21 protein-coding genes are annotated in these 24,109 nt (G+C 69.5%); 12 read left to right on the top strand and 9 right to left on the bottom strand.

The window, feature by feature from the left end; translation table 11 throughout:
- Positions 1 to 5: 5 nt before the first annotated feature.
- The 9 genes from F0U63_RS15635 to F0U63_RS15595 form a co-directional block, all read right to left on the bottom strand.
- The gene (locus F0U63_RS15635) at positions 6 to 1,565 is read right to left on the bottom strand and encodes a hypothetical protein (RefSeq protein ID WP_395846715.1); all 1,560 of its coding nucleotides are present in this window, start codon (positions 1,563 to 1,565) and stop codon (positions 6 to 8) included.
- A 128-nt stretch (positions 1,566 to 1,693) separates the two neighbouring features.
- A complete protein-coding gene (locus F0U63_RS15630) occupies positions 1,694 to 2,044 on the bottom strand; it encodes a helix-turn-helix domain-containing protein (RefSeq protein ID WP_395846714.1) in 351 nt (116 codons plus the stop codon).
- 73 nt (positions 2,045 to 2,117) lie between these two features.
- Positions 2,118 to 4,670 (bottom strand): LPS-assembly protein LptD, encoded by a 2,553-nt coding sequence (locus F0U63_RS15625; protein ID WP_395846713.1) that lies wholly within the window; start codon positions 4,668 to 4,670, stop codon positions 2,118 to 2,120.
- A gap of 14 nt (positions 4,671 to 4,684) precedes the next feature.
- Complete coding sequence (locus tag F0U63_RS15620) at positions 4,685 to 5,980, bottom strand: AMIN domain-containing protein (RefSeq protein ID WP_395846712.1); 1,296 nt, start codon at positions 5,978 to 5,980, stop codon at positions 4,685 to 4,687.
- Positions 5,981 to 6,055: 75 nt separating this feature from the next.
- Positions 6,056 to 7,336 (bottom strand): alpha/beta hydrolase, encoded by a 1,281-nt coding sequence (locus F0U63_RS15615; RefSeq protein ID WP_395846711.1) that lies wholly within the window; start codon positions 7,334 to 7,336, stop codon positions 6,056 to 6,058.
- Positions 7,337 to 7,345: 9 nt separating this feature from the next.
- Entirely contained in the window at positions 7,346 to 8,647 is a 1,302-nt protein-coding gene (locus F0U63_RS15610) for a bifunctional folylpolyglutamate synthase/dihydrofolate synthase (protein WP_395846710.1), read from the bottom strand.
- A 21-nt stretch (positions 8,648 to 8,668) separates the two neighbouring features.
- Entirely contained in the window at positions 8,669 to 9,514 is an 846-nt protein-coding gene (accD, locus tag F0U63_RS15605) for an acetyl-CoA carboxylase, carboxyltransferase subunit beta (protein ID WP_395846709.1), read from the bottom strand.
- A 52-nt stretch (positions 9,515 to 9,566) separates the two neighbouring features.
- On the bottom strand, positions 9,567 to 10,322 hold the full coding sequence (locus tag F0U63_RS15600) for an MBL fold metallo-hydrolase (RefSeq protein WP_395846708.1): 756 nt from the start codon (positions 10,320 to 10,322) through the stop codon (positions 9,567 to 9,569).
- 1 nt (position 10,323) lies between these two features.
- Complete coding sequence (locus F0U63_RS15595; RefSeq protein WP_395846707.1) at positions 10,324 to 10,974, bottom strand: Crp/Fnr family transcriptional regulator; 651 nt, start codon at positions 10,972 to 10,974, stop codon at positions 10,324 to 10,326.
- Between the two features lie 191 nt (positions 10,975 to 11,165).
- Between F0U63_RS15595 and purM the strand changes: the two genes are divergently transcribed.
- The 12 genes from purM (at position 11,166) to F0U63_RS15535 (ending at position 24,105) form a co-directional block, all read left to right on the top strand.
- A complete protein-coding gene (purM, locus tag F0U63_RS15590) occupies positions 11,166 to 12,203 on the top strand; it encodes a phosphoribosylformylglycinamidine cyclo-ligase (RefSeq protein WP_395846706.1) in 1,038 nt (345 codons plus the stop codon).
- On the top strand, positions 12,200 to 12,862 hold the full coding sequence (purN, locus tag F0U63_RS15585; protein ID WP_395846705.1) for a phosphoribosylglycinamide formyltransferase: 663 nt from the start codon (positions 12,200 to 12,202) through the stop codon (positions 12,860 to 12,862). The genes purM and purN overlap by 4 nt, the downstream gene beginning before the upstream one ends.
- 101 nt (positions 12,863 to 12,963) lie before the next feature.
- On the top strand, positions 12,964 to 13,725 hold the full coding sequence (locus tag F0U63_RS15580; protein WP_395846704.1) for an arginyltransferase: 762 nt from the start codon (positions 12,964 to 12,966) through the stop codon (positions 13,723 to 13,725).
- A 54-nt stretch (positions 13,726 to 13,779) separates the two neighbouring features.
- A complete protein-coding gene (locus F0U63_RS15575; protein WP_395846703.1) occupies positions 13,780 to 15,303 on the top strand; it encodes an NAD(P)-binding protein in 1,524 nt (507 codons plus the stop codon).
- 99 nt (positions 15,304 to 15,402) lie between these two features.
- Entirely contained in the window at positions 15,403 to 15,594 is a 192-nt protein-coding gene (gene rpmB / locus F0U63_RS15570; protein ID WP_395846702.1) for a 50S ribosomal protein L28, read from the top strand.
- A 20-nt stretch (positions 15,595 to 15,614) separates the two neighbouring features.
- Positions 15,615 to 16,601, top strand: coding sequence for an N-acetylmuramic acid 6-phosphate etherase (locus tag F0U63_RS15565; protein WP_395846701.1), 987 nt, complete (start codon positions 15,615 to 15,617; stop codon positions 16,599 to 16,601).
- 305 nt (positions 16,602 to 16,906) lie between these two features.
- Positions 16,907 to 18,253, top strand: a complete 1,347-nt coding sequence (locus F0U63_RS15560) for an aspartate aminotransferase family protein (protein WP_395846700.1) — start codon at positions 16,907 to 16,909, stop codon at positions 18,251 to 18,253.
- The gene (locus F0U63_RS15555; RefSeq protein WP_395846699.1) at positions 18,250 to 19,806 is read left to right on the top strand and encodes an aldehyde dehydrogenase family protein; all 1,557 of its coding nucleotides are present in this window, start codon (positions 18,250 to 18,252) and stop codon (positions 19,804 to 19,806) included. Before F0U63_RS15560 ends, F0U63_RS15555 begins: the two co-directional genes overlap by 4 nt.
- Positions 19,807 to 19,818: 12 nt before the next feature.
- Positions 19,819 to 21,192, top strand: coding sequence for an acetyl ornithine aminotransferase family protein (locus tag F0U63_RS15550; protein ID WP_395846698.1), 1,374 nt, complete (start codon positions 19,819 to 19,821; stop codon positions 21,190 to 21,192).
- Positions 21,193 to 21,203: 11 nt separating this feature from the next.
- Positions 21,204 to 22,118, top strand: a complete 915-nt coding sequence (locus F0U63_RS15545) for a CoA transferase subunit A (RefSeq protein ID WP_395846697.1) — start codon at positions 21,204 to 21,206, stop codon at positions 22,116 to 22,118.
- Positions 22,108 to 22,881 carry a CoA-transferase subunit beta gene (locus F0U63_RS15540; RefSeq protein ID WP_395846696.1) on the top strand — a complete coding sequence of 258 codons (774 nt, stop codon included), beginning with the start codon at positions 22,108 to 22,110 and terminating at the stop codon, positions 22,879 to 22,881. Before F0U63_RS15545 ends, F0U63_RS15540 begins: the two co-directional genes overlap by 11 nt.
- A gap of 27 nt (positions 22,882 to 22,908) precedes the next feature.
- The gene (locus F0U63_RS15535; RefSeq protein WP_395846695.1) at positions 22,909 to 24,105 is read left to right on the top strand and encodes a thiolase family protein; all 1,197 of its coding nucleotides are present in this window, start codon (positions 22,909 to 22,911) and stop codon (positions 24,103 to 24,105) included.
- Positions 24,106 to 24,109: the final 4 nt, after the last annotated feature.

Below are 24,109 nucleotides of genomic sequence, written 5' to 3'. Positions count from 1 at the left end.
CCGCGTCACTTGATGAAGTCACCCGCCACCGGAGGCGCTTCGACCGAAATGGCATAACCCTCCTGGGGCGAGGCCGTGAAGGCGCAGCTGGCCGTGACCGACCACTTGATGGAGTTGGGGGCGGCGGGATAGTCCGGCGCGTTCGTGTTGGTGGGGTCGCGCTGATCCTTGATGACGTAGCGCAGCGCGGTATAGGCCGGATAGGTCAAGGCCCTGCCCGTGGTCAGCGAGCTCACGTTCACGGGGCCCACCGCGCCGGCCGAGCAGCCGTCATCATCGCCATTGCGCGCGATGCTGTTGAACCAGGGGTCGGCGACGAGGAACTCGGCGAGCAGCTGGCCGAACTTGTCCAGGCGGGGAGCCGGAACCGCCGGTGGGTTGAGCACCTTCAGGACGGGCTTGGTGCCGGCCGCGCGATCCCTCGCGTGCGGAATGCCCGTCCACAGGATGCGCTCCTGGACCCAGATGAGCGTGACGGGATCGAACGTGCCGTTCTTGCCATCCCACTGGCCATTGCCGTTGGCGTCCACGTAGCGCTCCCCGGCGTCCCACGTGCCGTTGTCGTTGTTGTCGACGAAGGGCTCGGTGAGGTCGACGAAAGGCTCGCCCTGGTCCCAGGCGCCGTTGTTGTTGCGGTCGTCGAACGCCTCCTCGCCCGAGGTGACGGCGATCATGCTGACCAGATTGTCGCGCGGGTTGTTGACGAGAGGAGTGCCCTTGGCGTCCTTGCGGATGGGATCCGGCCGGAAGGGCTCCGCGCACGAGGAGGCGTTCTGGCCACAGCCGGTGGGGTAGCCAGCGATCGGATCATCCACCCACTCGAACGGGTGCATCCACAGCGGCGCGATGTACTCGCCCGTGTGGGTCAGGTCATTGACGGGGTTCCACGTGAAGGAGCCCGGCGCCACGTCGTCCGGCAGCGGCAGCGACGTCTTGTAGAGAACCTTGGCGTTGCCCACCACGTCGGTGACGCTGACGGAGCTGGGGCCGATGGTGCCCGCCTCGGTGAGGAAGGACACCTGGGCGCCGGCGATGCCATCGCCGTTGCGATCCGCCACGTGGGCGATGCAGTCGAGCTTCACGCCGGCGATGAGGTGACGCGTATCGTCATAGGCGTTGATGGCGTGCACGCCACCCGAGCCCGCCCCCGAGAGGGAGCCGCACTGGAAGGTGAACTGGCGCGAGGTGGAGTTGGAACCGGCGAAGGTAACGGCCGGGCTGACGGCCGACTTGTCGCCTACCCGGGCTGTCACCACCACGGAGGACACACGGCCGCCCTTGGCCACCACCTGGGTGGAGGCGATGCCGTTGCTCTCGTCGGTGGCGGCCACCGTGGGGTTGAGCTCCACCCCGGGCACGGGCGGCTGGATCTCGAAGGAGATCTGAACGCCGGCTTGCGGCAGACCCCGCGAGTCGATGGCGCGAAAGCGTAAGGTGGTGATCTCCCCCAACCGGGGTTGGGCGGGAGACTGGTCCACGAATTCCAACGTGGCGGGCTGCGGAGGAGAGCAGGCCGCGAGCAGCCCAGTCGTGAGCACCACGAATGTGGCGAGACCCAAACGCATCTGAAGAAGGCTCCGGGGCAGAGGGAATGAAGACCACGCGACAGTGCCGCGTGGTCAACAGTCCCATCTTCCCGGGCCCGCAGGCGTCCCGTCAAGCGACGGGCACCGACTTCAGCCTACGTCCAGGCTCAGGCCACGGAGCCGTTGAACATGGCACGCGCCACGCCCAGCAGCCGATCCACGTCCCGGGCGGTGAGGCCCCGGGCGCGGGCGAAGTCCGACAACGGCCGCAGCAGATCTTCTGTCTGGGCAGGCGTCTCTTCTGTTCCGGCGAAGAGCTCGCCGAGACTCACGCCCAGGGCCGTGGCCAGGGCGGCAAGGGTTTCAACATGGGCGACCCGCTCTCCCCTTTCGATCATCGAAAGAAAGGAGACGCTGATTTGTGCCCGTTCCGCGAGCTCTTCTTGAGTCCAGCGCTCCGGGCGCTGGGTGCGAAGTTCACGAATGCGCTGTCCGATACGTTTTCCGAGTTCCGACACGAAAGACCTCGTCCTCCTCAAAGAGGGGATTTCCTCAGGCAGTGAAGAACTACACACGCACGGCTGTGATTCCTCAACCCCCCGTCCCAAACGTCCCGACTCCGGTCACGGTGAGGTTCAGACCGAACTCGGGGCATGCTTGCCCCCTCGCGAGCCTGGCCAGTCCTTCGACACGCCAGCAGTTACACGCCGGTCCGTAGGATACACCAAATGTCTGTTGTAGGAGAGGGGACTCGGTGCGTGTTTGAGGCTGCAGGAGCGCCTCGTACCGCAGTCCAAGTCCGAAACCGAAGGTCGCCTGGGTGCCCGCTGTGAGGAACTGTGCTCGCTGGACACTCTTTGGCGCAGGCCCTACCAAGGCATCCAGGCTACGGCGCAGGCGATCCGAGCCCTCGCCCAGCAGGTCGTCATACCGGGCATAGATGTTGGCTTGAGGCACCTCTACCCGGAAATCCGCGCTGAGTTGAGTGATTTGCCGGGAGTTCGGGTCATAGCGCAGCACCCCCGTGCCGCTGAAGCGGCCCAGCCGGGCGCTGAGACGGCCAAAGGTATCCCGCGCGAGGGGTTCATCGCTCCCGCGCAGGCCGCTGCCCAGCGTGGGGGCGAACCGGGACAGATCGAAGCCCTGCCCCACGCTCAGACGGAGGAGTTCCTCGCGCGAGGAGCCCCGGCGGGAGTGAAGGGTCTGGTTCAACTCCACCACGGCATGGAGGAAGCGGCGCGCCACGCCCGCCGGAGCCGAGGGCAGCGCGGAGTCGATCTCATCGTAGGGCTGCCCTGGGCTGTCGGGCAGGGCACCCGGGGAGGGCAGGTCTCCCCAGACGGTGGGCACGTAGCGCAGGGTGATGGATGGCTCGATCGAGTGCAGCAGCGAGACGCCGCCCAGCTCGAAGGTGCGTCCGAGGCGCGAGTCCAGCACGAGGTCCAGGATGGGATAGCCGCGCTGCGCGGCGCGCCCCGTCACCTCGCCCAGGTAGAAGTCCTGGCGCATGGAGAGCGCGGGGGACAACCGGGCGAAGGAGCCGAGGGCGAAGGAGGAGGACAGGCGGGGAAGCAGCTCCACCCGGTCGCGCGCCTCGCGATCGGCGCCATCGAAGACACCATTGCCCTGGGCCACGTCGGGCTCGCGCACGGTGCCTCCCGGCACCACCCAATGGCCATCGGACTCGAAGTGGCCGTCCAGGCCCTCGTCACCGAAGAGGGACAACAAGGGAGAGAGCCGGGTGAACTCCACCCGCATGCCCCCGACCAGACGGCTGCCACCGAGCGGCCGCTCGGCGAGTACCCAGCTCAGGGTGGGCAGCTTCTGGAAGGTGCGGGGCGCGGCGGTGATGGCCGTGGAAGCCGGAGCCCCGGAGGGAGGCACCGTGGAGCGCCCGAGCAGATCGTAACCCCAGCGGATGTCCTGGCGAAGGCCCACTTCCAGGCCCACCCACTGATCCTCGCCCCGGCGGTAGATGACGCCGGAGCTGCTCAGGTACTGGGCCGCGCGAGCCACGATGTCGGCGGTGAGGTCGCGCGTGTAGAACCCGTCGGAGACGGCGAAGGCATCGATGCGGTCGTACCACCCGCCGCCCAGGTCCTGGCGGTGCTGCAGGGAGGCCTCACCCCGGAGCCCCCGCGGCGTCCGGATGATCTCCGCCGCGTCCGTGAGGAAGAAGTCCCCCGTCACGGGGTTGCGCACGGGCTGCAGATCGTAGAGCAGGCCGAGGGTGACCCGGCCCTCGGTGCCCACGGCGGGCACGTAGCGGAACTCGGTGAGCAGACGCGGGCCGCGGATGCCGGTGTGCGGCGGCTCCTTGCGGAGGATGTCCTCGCCGTTGATGCGCCGGGAGAAGTCCACCTCGCCGCCACCCAGGTAGAAGCCCGGCGTGAGGGTGAGATCGTAGCTGCGGCCGAGCGTGATGAACACCGGCAGCTCCAGGGCGAAGCCAGAGGCAGCGGTCGACGTGGGCTTGGGGAAGAGCAGGCCCGATTGTCGCTCGGACAGGGGCAGGTACAACCAGGGCACCGCGAGCACCGGAACCGAACTCACGAACACCACGGGCAAGGTGAGCGAGGCATATTTGCCCATCTCCACGCGGGCGCTGCTGGCCTCCACGCGCCAGGAGGGCACGCTCTCTCCGCACAGGCACGGAGCCAGGGCGATGCCCTCCACCTGGTAGGTGTTGTCACTGGTGCGCTTGAGGCGCCTGCCGCTCATCAGCACGGGCGTCTCGCCCAGGTCGCGCAACTCCTGGGGCGTCTGGGCCTGGAGCAGTTGCTGGGGCGTGACGCCGCGCTTTTCCATGAAGAGGCCCCCCTGGACGCTGGCCTCGGAGGACTGGAGATCCACCGAGAGCTCGTCCGCCACGGCCGCCATCAGCCCGTTGACGAGCATGACGTTGCCCCGGGCCACGGCCGTCTGGTGGGCCTGATCGTAGGAGACCTCGTCGGCGCGCAGCACGACGGGGCCGGAGCTGAGCACGGCGTGTCCGCGCGCGGTGACCACCCGCTGCTCCGGCTCGTAGGACACGTAGTCGGCCGCCAGCTCCGCGGTCTCCCCCGTGGGCAGCTGCAGTTGGGTGGACAGGGGCAGCTGTGCCGAGACGAGCAGCACGACCGCCACCGGCATCAGCAGGCTCATGGCCCGCCCCTATATCAACGGGAGGCCGGGCGCTGGAACTCGATCGACAGCTCGTTGCCTTCCTGGCGTGTCTCGTAGGGAACCTGCTGCTTGAGCCGGATGGAGACGCGCACCGTGCGCGAGGGGCCCGGATTCGCGTCCACCGAGGCCACCGCCGTATTGAAGAAGGAGGTGTCCATCGCGCGGGTGTTGTTCTCCTCGGCGATGAGGGTGTTCTCCAGCTCCAGCACCACCAGCCTGTCGCCCGCCGGGGTGACGGAGTAGCGCACGGGCTCGTTGGTGCGCACGAAGACGCGCGAGGCCCCCCGCTCCTGCTTGAAGCCCACCAGCGTCATCGTCTTGCGGCGCGAGGACACCGAGGGCGGGCCCTCCTGCCGTGCCGGTTCCCTCCGGGGCGTCTCCGCCTGGGCGACACGCGCCGCGCGCGCCTCCCGGGCCTCCTCCTGCTGGCGACGCCGCTCATCGGCCGCGGCCTGGGCCTCCGACTCCCGGCGGGCCCGCTCCTCGGAGGCCTGACGCCGCTTCGCCTCGGCGGCCTGGGCCTCCGACTCCCGGCGGGCGTCAGCCGCGGCCCGCGCCTCGTCCTGCTGCCGCTGCTTCGCGGCGGCCTGGGCCGTGCGCTCCTCCTGGGCCTTGCGCTCGGCCGCGGCCCGCGCCTCCGCCTGACGCTGCTCCTCGGCGTCCTCCTGCTCCTGCTGGGCGGCCTGGGCCGCGGCGGCCTCCTGCCGCTTGCGCTCTTCCTGCGCCGCCTGGGCGGCCTGGGCCGCGGCGGCCTCCTGCCGCTTCTGATCTTCCTGGGCCTCCTGGGCCGCCGCGCCCGCCTGCTGGGCGTCGGTGCCAGTGGCCGCGGGCGCCGCGTCCGCCGTGGGCGCCGGGCCGGTGGGAGCCGCCGCCTGGGCCGCCGTGCCGCCCGCCACGCTCACCACCAGGGAGTTGCCCCGCGCCTGGATGTCCGTGTCCACCTCGCGCTCGTAGCCGATGAGCACCCGGGCGATGGCGGACTCATCCGAGCCGTAGCTCGCCGTGCGGATGGCGGTGATGGTGCCATTGCCCACGGTGATGTCCTCCTTCACGCCGGAGAAGACGGCCTCGGAGATGTCGATGACGAGCCGCGGCGGATCCGTCAGCGTGAAGGTGGTGAAGTTGGGCTTCTTCGTCCCGACGATCTCCACCGTCCCTCCCCTCACGTTCACGCTGGAGATGGAGTTGAGATTCGCCTCCTGCGCCAGCGCCCGGGCCGATCCCAGCACGCACGTGATCAAGAGGAGGACGAAGGCACTCGACGGCGACTTGATGGTGGACGAACGCATGACGCACCCGACGCTAACACGCGACGTCAAGGCTCCAACTTTTCCCTCTGCCTGGAGCCGATGGAAACGTTCGCTCTACTTCTCTATCCGGGGCAGCACGGGCCCACGCGTGCGGTGGGTGCGCGCGTACTCGATGAGGTTCTTGATGTCGTAGCAGATCTGCCGGATGTCGTGCCCCATCGTCAGCTCGAGGTGGCTGTTGCCCTTCACCGGCCGCCACAGGAGGTACTCGCTCTTGGCCGCGTGGTACACGCTGCGCGTGGACTCCAGCGACGCGAGCGGATCCATGTCCCCGAAGATGATGGCCATGGGGATCTGGATCTTCGAGAAGCCCCGCTTGAAGTCGAACCCCGTGCGGTAGCACACCATCTCCCCGCGGCGGATCCACGAGGCGAACTGCTCCACCACCTTGCGCGGCTCGCGCTCCCCACCCTCGCGCAAGAGCCAGCGCACGTCCTTGGCGCTGGCGCGCGCCGGATTGCTCAGCCGGTTGATGCGCGTGGTGATGCGGTTGACGAGCGGGTACTCCTCGGCGCGGGCGAGCTGCCGCTCGGCGAACTTCAGCCAGTCGTCCACCGGAATGGCGCGGAACTGGCGCTCGCGCGGAGCCTCCTTCGGACTGAGCCACCGGGACAGGCCCTCGTGCAGGGGCGCGACGCCGCGCGCCAGCAGCCGCCGGCCCTCGTACCCCACGCGCTCCTCCAGGTTGCGGCCCGCGAACGCCAGGTCGATGCTCGAGCCGATCACCCCGGTCCACATCGACAGCATCCGCAGGAGCAGCGTGCCCCGGCCCAGGTCCGCCGCGGAGCCGATGGTGATGAGGCCCTCGAAGTCATCGTGGATGCCCGCGTACCCGTAGCCGAGCATCCCGCCCATCGAGTGGCCACAGTAGAAGATGCGCTCGCGCCGGGTGATGCGCTTGACGCCCGACACCGCGGCCGGCAGGTCGTAGAGAAAGTAACTGTCGATGTCCCAGTCGTAGTCGAGGTCCGCGGGCAGCGGACGGCGGAAGCGCGCGGCACGCTCCTTCTGGAACTCGATGGAGCTCTTGCCGTGCCCGCGCAGCTCCAGGATGTGGATGTCCACGCCGAAGAACAGCAGGTTCTTGACGAACTGGCCGCTCGTCCACGCATGGCGGTTCTGTGAGAAGCCATGCACCAGCAACAGCGGCTCACCGAACAGGGGCTGCGCGAAGGGCTGCTTGACGGGGCGGTAACGGGTGATGACCAGAGACCAGCCGTCGGCGGTCTCCACGACGTACTTCGTCTTCTGGTAGAGCGACCGGAAGTCGACCTCGTCGACCGTCGGTGTATGGGGACCCGTTGGAGTCGCCGCTCTCCAATCCGGCAAGCGCATAGGTTTAATCTACGAATGCTGATGCAGCGCGCCAAGGTTTCCGCCCCATTTGGCGCGGACCGAGCCCACCAGGAACAGTGAACCCGTACACAGGAGGACGTCCGAGGGTGCGGCCTGGGCTCGTGCTCCCGCGAGCGCCGCGTCCAGGGACGGGTAGGAGCAGGCATTCTCGCACAGAGCCCGGGCCTCGTCGAGGTAGCTCTCGGGAGAGAGCGAGCGCGGGGTGTCCAGCGGCGTCAAGTGGACCGAGGAACAGGCGGGAAGGAGCGCGCGCAACATGGGGCCCCGATCCTTGTCGGCCACCACGCCGAAGACACAGTGCACCCGGCGCCCGGGATAGAGCGAACGCAGGGCCTCGAGCAGCACGCCCACCCCCGCGGGGTTGTGCGCGCCATCCAGCAGCACGGGGGGCGAGCCACCGAGTTCCTCCAGGCGTCCAGGCCAGCGGGCTCCAGCGAGTCCGGTCCGCAGGGCCTCCGCTGGGACGCGCACGCCCCGCGCGGAGAGTTGTTCCAGCGTGGCCAGGGCCACCGCGGCGTTCTGCCACTGATGCTCGCCCCGCAGGCCCAGGGACAAGCCCTCCAGCGAGAGTCCGGTCCCCTCGTAGGCGAGACCACCCCCGGAACGCGGCCCCAGGTGGAAGTCACGGCCCTCCAGGAGCACGGGAGCCCGCTGCTCCCGGGCCAGACGCTCGAGGACCTCGAGCGCCTCGGGCGCCTGGCGGCTGAGCACCACCGGCACGCCGGGCTTGAGGATGCCCGCCTTCTCCGCGGCGATGGCTCCCAGGGTGTTGCCCAGGTACTCCATGTGATCGAAGGACACCGGGGTGATGGCGGTGACGAGCGGCACGCAGGCGCGCGTGGCGTCCAGACGGCCGCCGAGCCCCACCTCCACCACGGCCACGTCCACGGCCTCGCGCGCGAAGTGCCAGAAGGCCACCACGGTGCCGAACTCGAAGTACGTGAGCGAGGTGGCCGCCTCGGGATGACGCTCCAGCACCTCGAGGATGCGCTGGCCGAAGCACTCGTCGGAGATGTCCACCCCGTCCACGCGGATGCGCTCGTTGACGCACACCAGGTGGGGCGAGGTGTAGAGCCCCACCCGGTGGCCCGCGGCGTGGAGCGCCGCCGAGGCGAAGGCGCAGGTGCTGCCCTTGCCGTTGGTGCCCGCCACGTGCAGCGCGGGATAGCGGCGCTCGGGGTGGCCGAGCGCCTCCAGGGCCGCCTCCACGCGCTCGAGGCCGAGCTTGATGCTGGAGGGGCTCAGCCGGGAGAAGAACTCCAGGGCCTCGGCGGGCGTCCGGGGGAGCATGGCGCGGCGCGGAGGGGACGGCTAGCCGAGCAGCCCGATGATCTGCCCGAGCTTGGCGCGCAAGTCCTTGCGCGCGACGATGGCGTCGAGCATGCCGTGCTCCACGAGGAACTCGGAGCGCTGGAAGCCCTCGGGGAGCTTCTGGCGGATGGTCTGCTCGATGACGCGCGGGCCGGCGAAGCCGATGAGCGCCTTGGGCTCGGCGAGCATCACGTCGCCCAGCCACGAGAACGAGGCCGCCACGCCGCCCGTGGTGGGGTGCAGCAGCACGGAGATGTAGGGCTTGCCCACGTTGCGGAAGCGGGCGATGGCCGCGCTCGTCTTGGCCATCTGCATGAGGGAGAAGATGCCCTCCTGCATGCGCGCGCCGCCCGAGGCGGAGAAGACGATGGCGGGGCACTTGAGCTCGTGCGCGCGCTCGAAGACGCGCGTGCACTTCTCGCCCACCACCGAGCCCATGGAGCCGCCCATGAACTCGAACACGAAGCAGCCCACCGACACCTGCTTGCCGTCGATGCGCCCCACGCCGGAGATGAAGGCGTCGTTCTCCCCGAGCGTCTTGCGCGTGGACTTCAGCCGATCCTTGTACTTCTTCGAGTCGGTGAACCCGAGCGGATCCTGCGGCTCCAGCTCCTTGTCGAACTCCTCGAAGCTGTCGGGATCCAGCAGCGTGGCGAGGCGGGCGCGCGCGGGCCAGGGCAGGTGGTGATCGCAGTGCGGGCAGACGTTGAGGTTCTTCTCCAACTCCTGCCGGTAGAGGATCTCGTCACAGCTCTCGCACTTGGCCCACAAGCCCTGCATGCGGCTGGGGGCTTCGATGGGTTCGGGAGCGGTGGCGATACGGGGCTTCTTCGAGAACCAGGCCATGGGAGGGTCGGGTTAATCCCAAGTGCCCGGGGGCCGTCAACTCCCATGCACGCTAGAACTCGAAGGTATCCCCGAGTTCCAGGACCTCGACGGGCATGTCGGCCACTTCCCGTTTCACCTGCTGAACGAAGGCGGGCTTGAGGTGGTAGAGCAGCACGGTGCACCCGTCGCGCTCGAACTTGGCCAGCTCGCTCTTGAGCGTGCGGGGCGTGAGGTGGCCGGAGACGTCGGAGAGTTGCTGCAACGCGTTGGGGAAGCTCGTCTCGATGAGGAGCGCCTTGAGGGTAGGTGTCTGGTTCAACACCTTCCACAGCTTGTCCGTGGGGCCGGTGTCCCCGCTCATGGCGAGCGACGTGCGGCCCCGGGTGATGACGAAGCCACAGGACTCCACCGGGTGGTGCACCGGGATGGACTGCACCGTGTAGGGGCCCACCTGGAAGGTGCTGCCGGCGCGAAAGGGCTTGATGCGCAAGACCGGCTCCTTGCGCGTGGGAATGCGCGTGAAGTCCGGCCACAACGCGTTGTTGAACATGTTGTCGCGCAACGCCCGGGCGCACTCGCGCGAGGCGTGGATGGTCACGGGCGTATCGCGCCGGCCGATGATGAGATCGGCCATCAACGGCAGGTCCTTGACGTGGTCGAAGTGGCTGTGGCCGACGATGATGTCGTCGACCTTGCACAGCTGCTCCAGCGACAGCGTGCTCGTGAGCGCGCCCGCGTCCAGCGCGAGCACGTCGTCCACGAGGAAGCACGTGGTGCGGCAGGCGGGCAGCTCGCCACCGTGGCAGCCAAGGACGTGAAGCTTCACGCTAGAGGTCTCCGAACTTCCACTTCATCTCCAGGTATTGGAGGAAGTCGTGCAGGCGCGCCGTATCCTGCACGGTGAGCCTGTCACCCGCGCGCTCCAGCAGTCCCGCCCGCTCCAACCTGTCCAGCACGTTGCGGATGGCCGGCTCGCCCACGCCGATCTGCTGGGGCATCTCGCGCAGCGGCAGATCGAACTCCATCCCCTCCTCCGTGGGCCGTCCCCGCGTGCGGCACATCTGGAGCACGTGGTGGACCACACGGCTGACCGGATCCGAGTGCAGCAGGTTCTCGATCTGCGCGTCCGCCTCCGACAGGCGCTCGGCCAGCTTCTTGATCATCCGCACGGCGATCTCCGCGTTGCCGCGGATCATCCCCTCGAACGTCTTGGGATCGATCACCAGCAGCTTGGCGTCCTCGCTCACGGTGGCCGTGGCGTTGCGAGGCCGGTTGGAGATGATGGCCATCTCCCCGAAGAACTCGCCCGGCCCGAGCACCGCCAGGACCTTCTCCTCGTCGCGCACGCGCTTGGAGATGGCGATTCGTCCCGACTGCAGGACGAACATCTCCCGACCCGCCTCTCCCTCGCGGAAGAGAACCGTGCCCTTCGAGAACTCCTTGCCGAAACGCTGAAAGAGGGTTTCCTCGGCGCCCATCGCGGGACCGAGTTAAGCCCTCCCCGTGGGCAGGGTCAAATTCAGACTGGGTCCACTGTCGTCCTTTCTCGATGTCGCCTGGACGCCTACCCCGTGGAGCCGGGTGGAAATGGTTCACCGCCCCGGAGAATGAACCGGCGGGCAGGTATCAACCGAGACAGGGGCGGGGCAAAGCCGGTAGAAGGCGCCGCGTGGGAACGACCTACAAGCAGTCGGGAGTGGACATCGAGGCCGGGGACGCCTTCGTCGAGCGCATCAAGCCGCACGCGGCGCGCACGATGCGGCCGGAGGTGGTGGCGGGAGTGGGAGGCTTCGGAGGCCTCTTCGCCCTGCCACCGGGGAAGTATCGCGAGCCGGTGCTGGTGGCGGGCACGGACGGAGTGGGCACCAAGCTGAAGGTGGCCTTCCAGGCGGGCCGGCACGGCACGGTGGGCATCGATCTGGTGGCGATGTCGGTGAACGACATCCTCACCTGTGGCGCCGAGCCGCTCTTCTTCCTGGACTACTTCGCCACCGGGCGGCTGGAGGTGGACGCCGCGGCCGAGGTGGTCAAGGGCATCGCGGTGGGGTGCGAGCAGGCGGGCTGCGCGCTGCTGGGCGGGGAGACGGCGGAGATGCCGGGCTTCTACGCGCGGGGCGAGTACGACCTGGCCGGCTTCTGCGTGGGCGTGGTGGAGCGCTCGGAGATCATCGACGGCAAGAGCGTGGCGCCCGGCGACGCGCTCATCGGCCTGACGTCCTCGGGCCTGCACTCCAACGGCTACTCGCTGGCGCGCAAGGTGCTGCTGGAGGACGCGAAGCTCGCCCTGGACGCGGTGCCCGAGGGCCTGGACCGGCCGCTCGGCGATGCGCTCCTGGAGCCCACGCGCATCTACGTGAAGGACGCGCTGGCGCTCCTGAAGGCCGTGAAGGTGAAGGGCATGGCGCACATCACCGGCAGCGGCATTCCGGGCAACCTGCCCCGCTGCCTGCCGGACGGCACGCGCGCGGTGCTCGACGAGAAGGCCTGGAAGCGCCCCGCCATCTTCGATCTCATCCAGAAGCGCGGGAGCGTGGCGCGGGAGGAGATGTACAACACCTTCAACATGGGCCTGGGCCTCATCGCGGTGGTGGCGAAGGAGGACGTGGCGGCGGCGCTGGCGGTGCTCCACGCGCGCGGCGTGGAGGCCAGCGAGGTGGGCCGCGTGGAGGCCGGTCAGGGCGAGGCCACGGCGGTCATCCATCCATGAGCGGCCGCGCGAAGCTGGGCGTGCTGGTGTCGGGCAGTGGCAGCAACCTGCAGGCCCTGCTCGAGGCGTGCGCCCGCGCGGACTACCCGGCCGAGGTGGCCCTGGTGGTCTCCAACGTGCCCACCGCCTTCGCCCTGGAGCGGGCGCGCACGGCGGGCGTGGCGGCGCGGGCGTTGGATCACAAGACGTTCGGCTCGCGCGCGGACTTCGAGAAGGCGCTGGGCGACGCGCTGGTGGCCGCCGGCGTCGAGTGGGTGTGCCTGGCGGGTTTCATGCGGCTGCTCGGGGCGGACTTCCTCGGGCGTTTTCCGGGCCGGGTGCTCAACATCCACCCCTCGCTGCTGCCGGCCTTCCCCGGGCTGCACGCCCAGCGGCAGGCCCTGGACAGGGGCGTGAAGGTGGCCGGGTGCACGGTGCACTTCGTGGACCCCGGCATGGACACGGGCCCCATCATCGCGCAGGCGGCGGTGCCCGTGCTCTCCGGGGATGACGAGGCGGCCCTGTCCGCGCGCATCCTCGCGGCGGAGCACCGGCTGTACCCGCTGGCGGTCAAGCTCGCGGTGACGGGCGGGGTGCGGCTGGAGAACGGACGCGCCGTGTCCTCGGTGGGCCCCAGCGTGGACGCGGCGGGCCTGCGCAACCCCGGCGAGCCGGGCTGAACCGAGCGGGGGAGCGGCCACCTCCTCCCCCGGGACGACTCGACCGCGCGGGGGGGGCCCTGTTAAACCCCAGGGTTCCGTCAACGCGAGCGTGGGCTGTCATGGCGATCATCCTGGGACATTCCGTCGAGCCGCCCGGCGAGTGCAGCTACCTGCCGGAGCAGAGCTCCTCGATGGAGCAGCTCGTGATGAAGGACGTGACGCCCGAGGAGTACGAGCGGATGCTCGTGCGCGGCTGGCGCCGCTTCGGCCCCATGTACTTCCGGCCCGCCTGCCAGGCGTGCTTCCAGTGCGTGTCGCTGCGCATCCCCACGGCGACCTTCCAGCCCAACCGCAGCCAGCGCCGGGCCCGCGCCGCGTGCGCCCACCTGCGCGTGAAGGTGGGCCCCCCTCGGGTGGACGAGGAGCGGCTGGCGCTCTACCGGGCCTGGCATGCCGAGCGCGAGCAGACGCGCGAATGGAACGCCTCGCCGATCGGCCCCCGGGAGTACTTCCTCCAGTTCGCCTTCCCCCACCCGTGCGCGCGCGAGGTGGCCTGGTACGACGACACGGCCGAGGGCGGCCCCCGGCTCGTCGGCCTGGGCATCTGCGACGAGACGCCCCGGGCCTGGAGCGCGGTGTACTTCTTCTACGATCCCGCCTATGCCCGGTCCTCACTGGGCTCGGCCAACGTGGTGTTCCAGGTGGAGCTGGCGCGGGCCCGGGGCATTCCCCACGTGTACCTGGGCTACCGCGTCCAGGAGTGCGCGTCCCTGCGCTACAAGGGAACGTTCCGCCCCCATGAGCTGCTCGAGGGGCGCCCCGCCCCGGACGAGCCGCCCCGCTGGACCCCAGCCGGGGACCCCGGGGACGCCCCGCCCTGAAGCGCGGGAAAGCACTGCGAGCCTCCTGGCAACGTGTGTAGTGTGCGCGGCGAGATGCCGACGCCCGCTTCCCGCTCCAAACCGCTCCCCTCCTCCACGGCCCCCTCCCGGCACGTCTATGACGTGATCGTCCTGGGCAGCCAGTTGGGCGGGGCTCTCGCCGCGGTGCTGCTCGCCCGGCGCGGCTACAGCGTCCTCCTGGTGGAGCACGACGGCACGGGGCCGGGCTACGAGCACGACGGCTTCCTGCTGCCCTACGCCCCCTTCATCACCCCGGCCCTCAAGACGATGCCCGCGGTGGAGGAGGCCTTCGCCGAGCTCAGCCTCACCCCCCAGCTCCAGCGCGGCCAGCAGCCCCACGTGCCCGAGCTGCAACTGGTGCTGCCCCGCCACCGGGTGGACCTGCACGCCGACCCGGCCCGCCGGAGCGCCGAGTTCCTCCGCGAATTCGGGACCGAGGGCGAGCGCATCCTCGCGGAGCTCGCCGCCACCATCCGGCAGCACGAGCCCTCGGATGCCTTCTTCAAGGAAGGCCCGCCCCTGCCGCCCGACGGCATGCTGGAGTCCTGGAACCTCAAGAAGCGCCTGCGCCAGCACGGCGGGCTCGAAGCGGAGCCCCGGCTGAGCGGCACGGACGAGCCCTCGCGGCTGCTGCGCGGCCTGCTGCCCTTCACCATCCACATGGATCAGCCCGGCTCGCCCCTGGCGCGCACACGGCCCCTGTCCCAGGCGCTGCAGACGCCCTGGCGCTACCCGGGCGGACGCGACGGCCTGCGGCAGTTGCTCTTCGATCGCTTCACGGAACTGGGCGGCGACCTGCTCAGCCCCGACAACACGGACACGTACGTGGCCGAGGAGCTGCACATCGAGGGCAACCGCTTCTCCGCGCTCAAGCTGCTGCGCTCGGACACGCTCTACCGGGCCTCCTGCCTGGTGTCCGCCACGGACGCGGGCGCGCTGCGGCGCATCCTGACGGGACGCAAGAAGCACCGCGCCCTGAGCGAGCAGCTCGATGTGTCCACCGTGAAGTCCTTCCTCTTCTCGGTGAACTGGGTGGTGCCGGAGGCGGCGCTGCCGCGCGGCATGGGCGAGCTGCTGCTCATGGACACCCAGCAGGAGGGCGAGCTGAGCCACCTGCTCGTGCAGCTCCTCCCCGCGCGCGACCACCAGGGCAAGGAGAACCCCGCGCTCCGGGTGGTGTGCGCCGGGGGCTTCGTCCCCGCCAGCATCCGGGACCTGGGCGAGGGCTACCTGCAGAACCTCGCCCTGCGCATCGACACCCACCTCGACGCGCTGATGCCCTTCACGAAGGACAAGCGCCTGCTGCGCTCGGCCCCCTACCTGGACGCCAGCGCGGTGCGCGGCAGCCGGCTCATGCCCCACCCCCACTACGTCTTCGACACGGAAGCGGTGCTGGGCGTCACGGGTTTGAAGCAGCAAACGCCCACGAAGAACCTCCTGCTCGCCGGACGGGAGGTTCTCCCGGGGCTGGGCCTGGAGGGCGAGTTCCTCGCGGGCATCCGGGGCGCCCGGCTGGTGCAGGAGATGCTCAAGAAGAAGCCCGTCCTCAAGCGCTGATCCTGATCGCGCTGGATTTTCCGGTGGTTTGTGGGTAGGTTCCGCCGCTCTCATGAGGGCGGCTGTTAATTCGCCCATGATTTCAAGGAGTTGGCAGTCATGGCCTGGAAATGTGACATCTGCGGGAAGCGGCCGCTGGTGGGCAACAACGTCAGCCACGCGAACAACAAGACCAAGAAGCGGACCCTCCCGAATCTGCAGAAGATCCGGGCCTCCGTGAACGGCTCTCCGGAGCGCGTGCTCGCCTGCACCCGCTGCATCAAAGCCGGCAAGATCACCAAGGCGGCCTGAACAGGGCCAAGGACTCGCGGGTGGGCAAGGCGCGCTCCACAAGAAACGCGCTCCCGCCCAGCGAGCGAGTACATCCCCTGGCGGAGGATCTGGACCTCGTCCCTCCGGAAGAGGTCATCCGCCGTCTGCATCGAGAAGACGTCGTCGCGGTCCAAGCGGTCCGCCCCGCGCTGCGCGGTATGGCGCGAGTGGCGCGCTCCGTGGCCGATGCCCTCCAAGCGGGGGGCCGTCTGGTCTACGTGGGAGCGGGCACCAGCGGGCGGCTGGGCGTACTCGACGCGAGTGAGTGTCCCCCTACCTTCGGGACGTCCCCCACCCAGGTCCAGGCGGTGATCGCCGGAGGCCCCCGGGCGATGACGCACGCGGTGGAGGGCGCCGAGGACGACGCCGAGGCGGGCACCCGCGCCATGCGCCGTCTCCGCGTGGGCCCGCACGACGTGGTGTGTGGCATCTCCGCGAGCGCGCGGACCCCCTTCGTGCGCGGTGCGCTCCAGGAGGCGCGACAGCGCGGAGCGCGCACGGTGCTGGTGTGTTGCAGCCCGCCAGGCCCCGGAATGGACGCGGACGAGGTGCTGCTGGCCCGGACGGGACCGGAGCTCGTCGCGGGCAGCACGCGGCTCAAGGCGGGCACGGCGACGAAGCTCATCCTCAATGCCCTCACCACCACGGCCTTCGTGACGCTGGGCAAGGTGTACCGCGGGCGCATGGTGGACATGCGCCCGGGCAACACGAAGCTGCGCGCCCGGGCGGCGCGGATGGTGGCGGAGCTGACGGACCTCGCGCTGCCCGCGGCCCAGCGCCTGCTCGAGCAGGCCGGCCATGAGGTGAAGGTCGCGCTGGCGATGCACTTCGCGGGAGTGTCCGCGCGGGAAGCCAGGCGCCGCCTGAAACACTCCGGCCTGCGCGAATTGAGCGCGTCCCCACCCGATCGCGCCCGGCCAGCAAAAAGGCCGGCGAAGGGGCTGGAGAAGAAGCCCGCGCGGAGTCCACGCGCCCGGCGCGCCTAGCGCATCGGCCGGAAATACACATCACGCACGGCGCCAGGAGCATCCGCGTGTTGACTCTCCGCGGCGAGGGCGCCGTGCGTCATGGGCAGACGCTTCGCGTGCTTGACAAGCCAAAGAGGCGGACAGTAAGAACGCTGGGGGTTGGTGCCTGTGCGTTCCGTGTGAATGGGTTCGAGAAGCCAAACCCTTGCACGAGAGGGCACTCCGGAGCGGATGTCCGCGTGACATTCATTGTCTTCATCTGACACGCACCAGCCGTCGTGCAGTCACGGGTGCGCGCTCACGTCCTCGAGGTTCCCGCCGCCGTGAACACCGTCCGTTATCCCGATGGCAACGTGCTCTTGCGCAACCTCGCGCGAGACTTTCCCGTTATCTCCCATGGCCAGGGCGTCTATCTCTTCGACAAACAGGGCAAGCGCTACCTGGACGGCTCCGGCGGAGCGCTGGTGGTCAGCGTGGGCCATGGCAACCGCGAGGTGGCCGACCGCATCCACGAGCAGCTGCTCCGGGTGGCCTACGTCAACGGCACGCACTTCACCGCGGACGTGACGGAAGAGCTGGCCTCGAAGCTGTGCGCGCTCGCGCCCGAGGGCCTCGACCGGGCGGCCTTCCTCAGCTCGGGCTCCGAGGTGACGGAGGCCGCGGTCAAGTTCGCGCGCCAGCTCTGGGTCGAGCGCGGTCAGCCCCAGCGCTCCAAGGTCATCACCCGCATGCCGGGCTACCACGGCAACACCCTCTACGCCCTGTCCATGTCGGGGCGGCCCCACTACAAGAAGTTCTTCGGGCCCCTGCTCTCCGAGGTCATCACCACGCCCGCGCCCTACCCCTACCGCTCGGGCCTCGCGGACTACGCGCGCGACGGGGCGGAGCACTACGCGCGACTCTTGGAGGAGACCATCGAGCGCGAGGGCGCCTCCACCATCGCCGCCTTCATCGCCGAGCCCGTCATCGGCTCCTCCGCGGGCGCGTCCGTGCCGCCGCCGGGCTACTTCGAGCGCGTGTCGGAGATCTGCCGCCGCCACGGCATCCTCACCATCGCCGACGAGGTCATGTGTGGCTGCGGCCGCACGGGCCAGTTCTTCGCGAGCACCCAGTTCCAGTTCCAGCCGGACGTGCTCGTACTGGGCAAGGGCATCAGCGGCGGTTACGTGCCGCTGAGCGCGCTGCTCGTGCGCCAGAGCCACCTCGAGGAGATGCGCCAGGGCTCGGGCGGCTTCATGCACGCGCAGACCTACCTGCAGGCGCCCGTCATGACGGCCGCGGGGCTCGCGGTGCTGGACTACTACGAGCGGCATGGCCTGGTGGCGCACGCCGCGCGCGTGGGCGAGTACCTGCAACGCCGCCTGCGCGAGGTGCTCCTGCCCCTGCCCCACGTGGGCTCCGTCCAGGGCGTGGGCCTGATGGCGGGCGTGGAGTTCGTGGAGGACAAGGCCAGCAAGCGGCCCTTCCCCCGTGGACGCAAGGTGGTGGAGGGGCTGCTCGCCGAGCTGTTCACCCAGGGCCTCATCCTCTGGCCCAACACCGGCCATGCGGATGGCTCCAATGGAGATCTGGTGATGATTGGCCCGCCGCTCGTCATCACTGAGTCGGAAGTGGACGAGCTGGTCGAGCTGCTCGCCCGGGGAATCAACCGCTACATGGAGAGGCTATGAGCTTTCGCATCACCTATTCCGTCCTCGATGCCGACCTGTCGCAACTGCATGCCGAGTTCGACAAGGCACTCACAGCCGTGCGCGGGAAGCTGGGCGCCGAACACCCCTCGTTCATCTCCGGCGAGCCCTGGCGGGGAGGAGACCTGCTGGACAGCCGCAACCCGGCCACCCAGGAGCTGCTCGGCCGCTTCCACCGCACGCCCCCGTCCGAGGTGGACCGGGTGGTGCGCGTGTCGCGCGAGGCGCAGAAGAAGTGGGGCGCCACGCCCTGGCAGGAGCGCGCGCGCATCCTCAAGCGCGCCGCGGACCTCATCTCCGAGCGCCGTATGGAGCTGGCGGCCATCATGACGCTCGAGGTGGGCAAGACGCGGCTGGAGTCGCTCGGCGACGTGGAGGAGTCCGCGGACCTGTTGCGCTACTACGCGGGCCAGCTCGAGGAGGCCGAGGGCTTCGTCAAGCCGCTCGCGCGCCTGTCCCCCAAGGAGGACACCCGGAGCGTGCTGCGGCCCTACGGCGTGTTCGTGGTCATCTCCCCCTTCAACTTCCCGATCGCGCTCGCCGCGGGCATGAGCGCCGGCGTGCTGCTCGGGGGCAACACCGTCATCCTCAAGCCCAGCGAGGAGACGCCCTGGTGCGCCGAGGGCCTCTACCAGGCGCTGCATGACGCGGGACTGCCCCCGGGCGTGTTCCAGCTCGTGCACGGCGAGGGCGAGACCCTGGGTGCCGCGCTCGTGTCCCACCCGGGCATCGACGGCGTCAACTTCACCGGCAGCCATCCGGTGGGCATGGAGATCCACCGGCACCTCACCGCCCGGTCCATACGCCCCTGCTTCCTGGAGATGGGCGGGAAGAACCCGGCCATCGTCTGCCGCGACGCGGACCTGGAGGCGGCCATCGAGGGGTGCTACCGCTCGGCGTTCGGGCTCTCCGGCCAGAAGTGCAGCGCCCTGTCGCGCATCTACGTGCACGAGGACCTCAAGCGCGACTTCATCGCGGGGCTGGCGGAGAAGGCGCGCGGCACCCGGGCGACCGACCCGAGCCTCGCCTCCGCCTACCTGGGCCCGGTCATCAACGAGGCCTCGGTGAAGCGCTTCGAGCGCGCGGTGACCGAGGCCCGCCAGGGCGGAACCGTGCACGCGGGTGGAGGCCGGCCGCAGTTGGAGGGGGCGCTCGCGCGGGGCCACTTCGTGGAGGCCACCGTGGTGGAGGTGCCCCACGGCCACCGGCTGATGCGCGACGAGCTCTTCCTGCCCTTCGTGGGCGTCACGGGCTTCCAGACGTTTGACGAGGCGATCCACATGGCCAATGACTGCCAGTATGGCCTCACCGCCGGCATCTTCAGCCGCAAGCCCGAGGACGTGGAAGCCTTCATGAATCGCGCCGAGGCGGGCGTGCTCTATGCCAACCGCCGCACCGGCGCCACCACGGGCGCCTGGCCTGGCGTGCAGTCCTTCTGCGGTTGGAAGGCCAGCGGCGGCTCCGGCAAGGGCGGCTGCGGTCCCTATTACGTCTCGCAATTCATGCGCGAGCAATCCCAGACCCGGATGGGCTGAGACAAGATTCCCATGAGCAATCTCTATCCCGAAATCAAGGTCGCGCCCCCGGGCCCCAAGGCCCAGGCCGTCATCGAGCAGGACAAGCAGTTCACCTCGCCTTCCTACATCAAGGAATACCCCCTGGTGGTCGACCGGGGCGAGGGGCCCTGGGTGTACGACGTGGATGGCAACCGCTACCTGGACTTCATGGCGGGCATCGCCGTGACATCCACGGGCCATGCCCATCCCCAGGTCGTGCGCGCCATCCAGGAGTCCGCCGCGCGCTTCCTGCACATCTGCGGCACCGACTTCTATTACGACTCGTTCGCCAAGCTGTGCGCGAAGCTCGCCAGCTACCTGCCGGACATGGGGCCCAAGAAGGTCTTCCTGACCAACTCGGGCACCGAGGCCGTGGAGGGCGCGCTCAAGCTGGCGCGCTACCACACCCGCCGCCAGTATGTGATTGCCTTCAAGGGCGGCTTCCACGGCCGCACCTACGGCGCCATCTCCCTCAACTCCTCCAAGGTGGCCCAGAGGGCGTTCTTCGGGCCCCTGGTGCCGGGCGTCATCCACATCCCCTACGCCTACCCGTACCGCTGTCCCCGCGGGTGCGCGCCCAATGCCTGTGACGAGTCGTGCAACTGCGCCCAGGTGCTGGAGAAGGACTGGTTCGTCAACCACGTGGACCCGCGCGAGGTCGCCGCCATCTTCATCGAGCCCATCCTCGGCGAGGGCGGCTACGTGGTCCCCCCCAAGAGCTTCCTCCAGGAACTGCGCCGCATCTGCGACAAGCACGGCATCCTGCTCGTCTTCGATGAGATCCAGTCCGGCATCGGCCGTACCGGCCACATGTTCGCCGCGGAGCACTTCGGGGTGATGCCCGACATCGTCCTGTCCGCCAAGGGCATCGCCTCGGGCATGCCCCTGGGCGCCATCATCGCCAAGGAGAGCGTGATGACGTGGCCCCGGGGCTCGCACGGCAGCACCTACGGCGGCAACCCGGTGTGCTGCGCCGCGGCGCTCGCCACGCTGGACGTGGTCGAGGGCCTCATGGAGAACGTGCGCACCACGGGCGACGTGCTCCTCAAGGGCCTCAAGGATCTCCAGAAGCGCTTCCCCACCCTGGGCGACGTGCGCGGCGTGGGCCTCATGGTCGGCGCCGAGTTCGTCCACCCCCAGACGCGCGAGCCCGCCAGCGCCTACGTGGGCGACCTGGAACAGCTCGCCTTCCAGAAGGGCCTGCTCCTGCTGTCGTGCGGCAAGTCCACCATCCGCTTCGCCCCGCCCCTGGTCGTCGGCCCGCATGAAGTGGGCGTGATGCTGCGCATCCTCGAGGAGTGCCTCACCATCCTCGATGACAAACACCAGATGCGCGCGAAGCCGCCGCTCGACGAGAAGATCTGAGGAGCCCGTCCATGTCCACCAACAAGCTCTGCTCGATGAAGGAGGCGATCTCCGCCTCCGTCAAGAATGGCAGCTCCCTCGTCATCGATGGCTTCACCCACCTCATCTGCTTCGCGGCGGGACATGAGATCATCCGGCAGGGCATCAAGGACCTGACGGCCATCCGGCTCACGCCCGACCTCGTCTATGATCAACTCATCGAGGCCGGGTGCGTGAAGAAGCTCGTCTTCAGCTGGGCGGGCAACCCGGGCGTGGGCAGCCTCCACGCCCTGCGCCGCCGCGGCGAGGCCAGCTCGCCCCAGCGCCTGGAGCTGGACGAGTACTCGCACTTCGGCCTGCTCTCGCGCTTCCTCGCCGCGAGCGCCGGCCTGCCCTTCTGGCCCCTCAACAACTACTTCGGCGGGGACATCGCCCAGGCCAACCCCGCCATCAAGACGGTGCAGTGCCCGTACACGGGCCAGACGCTCGCCACCGTCCCCGCGCTCCACCCGGACGTGGCCATCATCCACTGCCAGCGCGCGGACGCGGAGGGCAATGCCCAGGTGTGGGGCCTGCTCGGCTCGCAGAAGGAAGTGGCCTTCGCCGCGCGCAAGGTCATCGTCGTGGCCGAGCAGATCGTCCCCACCGAGGTCATCCGCCGGGATCCCAACCGCACCGTGGTCCCCGGCATCATCGTGAGCCACGTGGTGCACGAGCCCTGGGGCTGCCACCCGAGCTTCGTGCAAGGCTTCTACGACCGCGACAATGACTTCTACGTGAAGTGGGAGGACATCTCCCGCCAGCCGGAAACCTATCAGGCCTACCTCCAGGAGTTCGTCTACGGGGTCAAGGACAGACAGGAATATCTGAAGAAGCTCGAGTCGGGCCTGCTCGACAAGCTCCGGGCGAAGCCGCGCATGAGCGAGGGGGTGGACTATGGCTACTGAAACCCAGACAGGCGCCAGCGCGTCCGAGCGCATGGCCTACCGGGCCTCGCAGGAGCTGCACGACGGCAACGTGGTCTTCGTGGGCATCGGCCTGCCCAACCTCGCCTGCAACCTCGCGCGGGCCACGCACGCCCCGGGCCTGTTCATGATCTACGAGTCCGGCGCCGTGGGAGCCATCCCCGAGCGGCTGCCGGTGTCCATCGGGGACCCGTCCCTGGTGACGGACTCGCTCGCGGTGGTGAGCCAAGCGGACATCTTCCAGTGCCTCTTGCAGCGCGGGCACATCGAGGTGGGCTTCCTCGGCGGCGCCCAGGTGGACAAGTGGGGCAACATCAACACCACGGTCATCGGCGACTACGCCAACCCCAAGGTGCGCCTGCCCGGCAGCGGCGGCGCGTGTGAGATCGCCGTCCACGCCCGGCGGCTGCTCATCATCATGCGCATGAGCAAGCGCACCTTCGTGGAGCGCTGCGACTTCGTGACGAGCCCCGGCCATCGCATGAATGGCAAGAGCCGCGCGGAGCTGGGCATGCCCGGAGGGGGGCCGACCTGCCTCATCACCGACCTGGGCGTGATGGAGTTCGACGCCACGGGCGAGGCGGTGCTCACCGAGGTGTACCCGGGCGTCACCCCGGAAGCGGTCCAGGCCGCCTGTGGTTGGAAATTGAAGGTGGCGCAGACGCTGAAGACGGCGTCCGTCCCCGATGACGCGACGTTGCGGCTGCTGCGCGAGCGGCTGGATCCGCAGCGGCTGTACCTCTAGACACCCCCGCCAGGGAGCCAGGGCCCCATGTCCGAAGCCTTCATCGTCGACGCCGTCCGCACCCCCATTGGCCGCTACCGGGGAGCCCTCAAGGGCTTCCGCCCGGACGACCTGGCCGGCCATGTGCTGCGCGAGCTGGTCAAGCGCCAGCGTCTGGATCCCGCCCAGGTGGACGAGGTGTTCCTCGGCTGCGCCAACCAGGCGGGCGAGGACAACCGCAACGTCGCTCGCATGGCGCTGCTGCTCGCCGGGCTGCCCACGAGCGTGCCCGGCGTGACGGTCAACCGCCTGTGCGCCAGCGGCCTGGAGGCCATCATCCAGGCCAGCCGGATGATCCGCCTGGGCGAGGCGGACATCGTCCTGGCTGGAGGCGTGGAGTCCATGACGCGCGCCCCCTGGTCCATGCCCAAGCCCGAGGACGGCTTCCCCTCGGGCAAGTTCGAGGGCTGGGACACCGCGCTCGGCTGGCGCTACCCCAATCCGAAGCTCGCGGCGCTCTTCCCCCTGGAGCAGATGGGCGAGACGGCCGAGAACGTGGCCTCGCGCTACAACGTCTCGCGCGAGGACCAGGATCACTTCGCCCTGGGCTCGCACCAGAAGGCCGTCATCGCCCAGAAGGAGGGCCGCTTCGCCGACGAGCTCGTCGCGGTGGAGCAGCCCCAGCGCAAGGGCCCCGCCCTGCGCGTGGACGCCGACGAGGGCCCCCGCGCGGACACCTCGCTGGAGAAGCTCGCCTCGCTCAAGGCCGCCTTCCGCGAGGGCGGCAGCGTGACGGCGGGCAACTCCTCCACGCTCAACGACGGCGCCTCCGCGGTGCTGCTGATGAGCGAGCGGGCCCTGAAGGCTTCCGGCGCCACGCCCCTGGCGCGCTGCGCGAGCAACGCCAGCGCGGGCGTGGATCCCCAGTACATGGGCGTGGGCCCCATCCCCGCCGCGACCAAGGCCCTGGCGCGCGTGGGCTGGAAGGCGCACGAGCTGGAGCTGACGGAGCTGAACGAGGCCTTCGCGGCCCAGGCGCTCGCGTGCATCCGGGAGCTGGGATTGGCCCCCGAGCGAGTCAACGTCAACGGCGGAGGTATCGCCCTGGGACATCCCCTGGGCTCGAGCGGCGCGCGCATCGTCACCACCCTGGTGCACGAGATGAAGCGGCGCGGCGCGAAGCGTGGACTGGCCACGCTCTGCGTCGGCGTCGGACAAGGGCTCGCCCTCACCCTGGAACGCTGATGGG

It is taken from the genome of Cystobacter fuscus, from assembly GCF_044360685.1.
Lineage (GTDB): Bacteria > Myxococcota > Myxococcia > Myxococcales > Myxococcaceae > Cystobacter > Cystobacter fuscus_C.
Note: the sequence above shows the minus strand (reverse complement) of the source record. Positions and strands in the feature narration are given on the sequence as shown.

Excerpts from the sequence above, each read along its gene's own strand:
- F0U63_RS15635 (WP_395846715.1), bottom strand. The coding sequence starts at position 1,565 with ATGCGTTTGGGTCTCGCCACATTCGTGGTGCTCACGACTGGGCTGCTC.
- F0U63_RS15625 (WP_395846713.1), bottom strand. The coding sequence starts at position 4,670 with ATGAGCCTGCTGATGCCGGTGGCGGTCGTGCTGCTCGTCTCGGCACAG.
- F0U63_RS15620 (WP_395846712.1), bottom strand. The coding sequence starts at position 5,980 with ATGCGTTCGTCCACCATCAAGTCGCCGTCGAGTGCCTTCGTCCTCCTC.
- F0U63_RS15615 (WP_395846711.1), bottom strand. The coding sequence starts at position 7,336 with ATGCGCTTGCCGGATTGGAGAGCGGCGACTCCAACGGGTCCCCATACA.
- F0U63_RS15610 (WP_395846710.1), bottom strand. The coding sequence starts at position 8,647 with ATGCTCCCCCGGACGCCCGCCGAGGCCCTGGAGTTCTTCTCCCGGCTG.
- accD (WP_395846709.1), bottom strand. The coding sequence starts at position 9,514 with ATGGCCTGGTTCTCGAAGAAGCCCCGTATCGCCACCGCTCCCGAACCC.
- F0U63_RS15595 (WP_395846707.1), bottom strand. The coding sequence starts at position 10,974 with ATGGGCGCCGAGGAAACCCTCTTTCAGCGTTTCGGCAAGGAGTTCTCG.
- purN (WP_395846705.1), top strand. The coding sequence starts at position 12,200 with ATGAGCGGCCGCGCGAAGCTGGGCGTGCTGGTGTCGGGCAGTGGCAGC.
- F0U63_RS15580 (WP_395846704.1), top strand. The coding sequence starts at position 12,964 with ATGGCGATCATCCTGGGACATTCCGTCGAGCCGCCCGGCGAGTGCAGC.
- F0U63_RS15575 (WP_395846703.1), top strand. The coding sequence starts at position 13,780 with ATGCCGACGCCCGCTTCCCGCTCCAAACCGCTCCCCTCCTCCACGGCC.
- rpmB (WP_395846702.1), top strand. The coding sequence starts at position 15,403 with ATGGCCTGGAAATGTGACATCTGCGGGAAGCGGCCGCTGGTGGGCAAC.
- F0U63_RS15555 (WP_395846699.1), top strand. The coding sequence starts at position 18,250 with ATGAGCTTTCGCATCACCTATTCCGTCCTCGATGCCGACCTGTCGCAA.
- F0U63_RS15550 (WP_395846698.1), top strand. The coding sequence starts at position 19,819 with ATGAGCAATCTCTATCCCGAAATCAAGGTCGCGCCCCCGGGCCCCAAG.
- F0U63_RS15545 (WP_395846697.1), top strand. The coding sequence starts at position 21,204 with ATGTCCACCAACAAGCTCTGCTCGATGAAGGAGGCGATCTCCGCCTCC.
- F0U63_RS15540 (WP_395846696.1), top strand. The coding sequence starts at position 22,108 with ATGGCTACTGAAACCCAGACAGGCGCCAGCGCGTCCGAGCGCATGGCC.
- F0U63_RS15535 (WP_395846695.1), top strand. The coding sequence starts at position 22,909 with ATGTCCGAAGCCTTCATCGTCGACGCCGTCCGCACCCCCATTGGCCGC.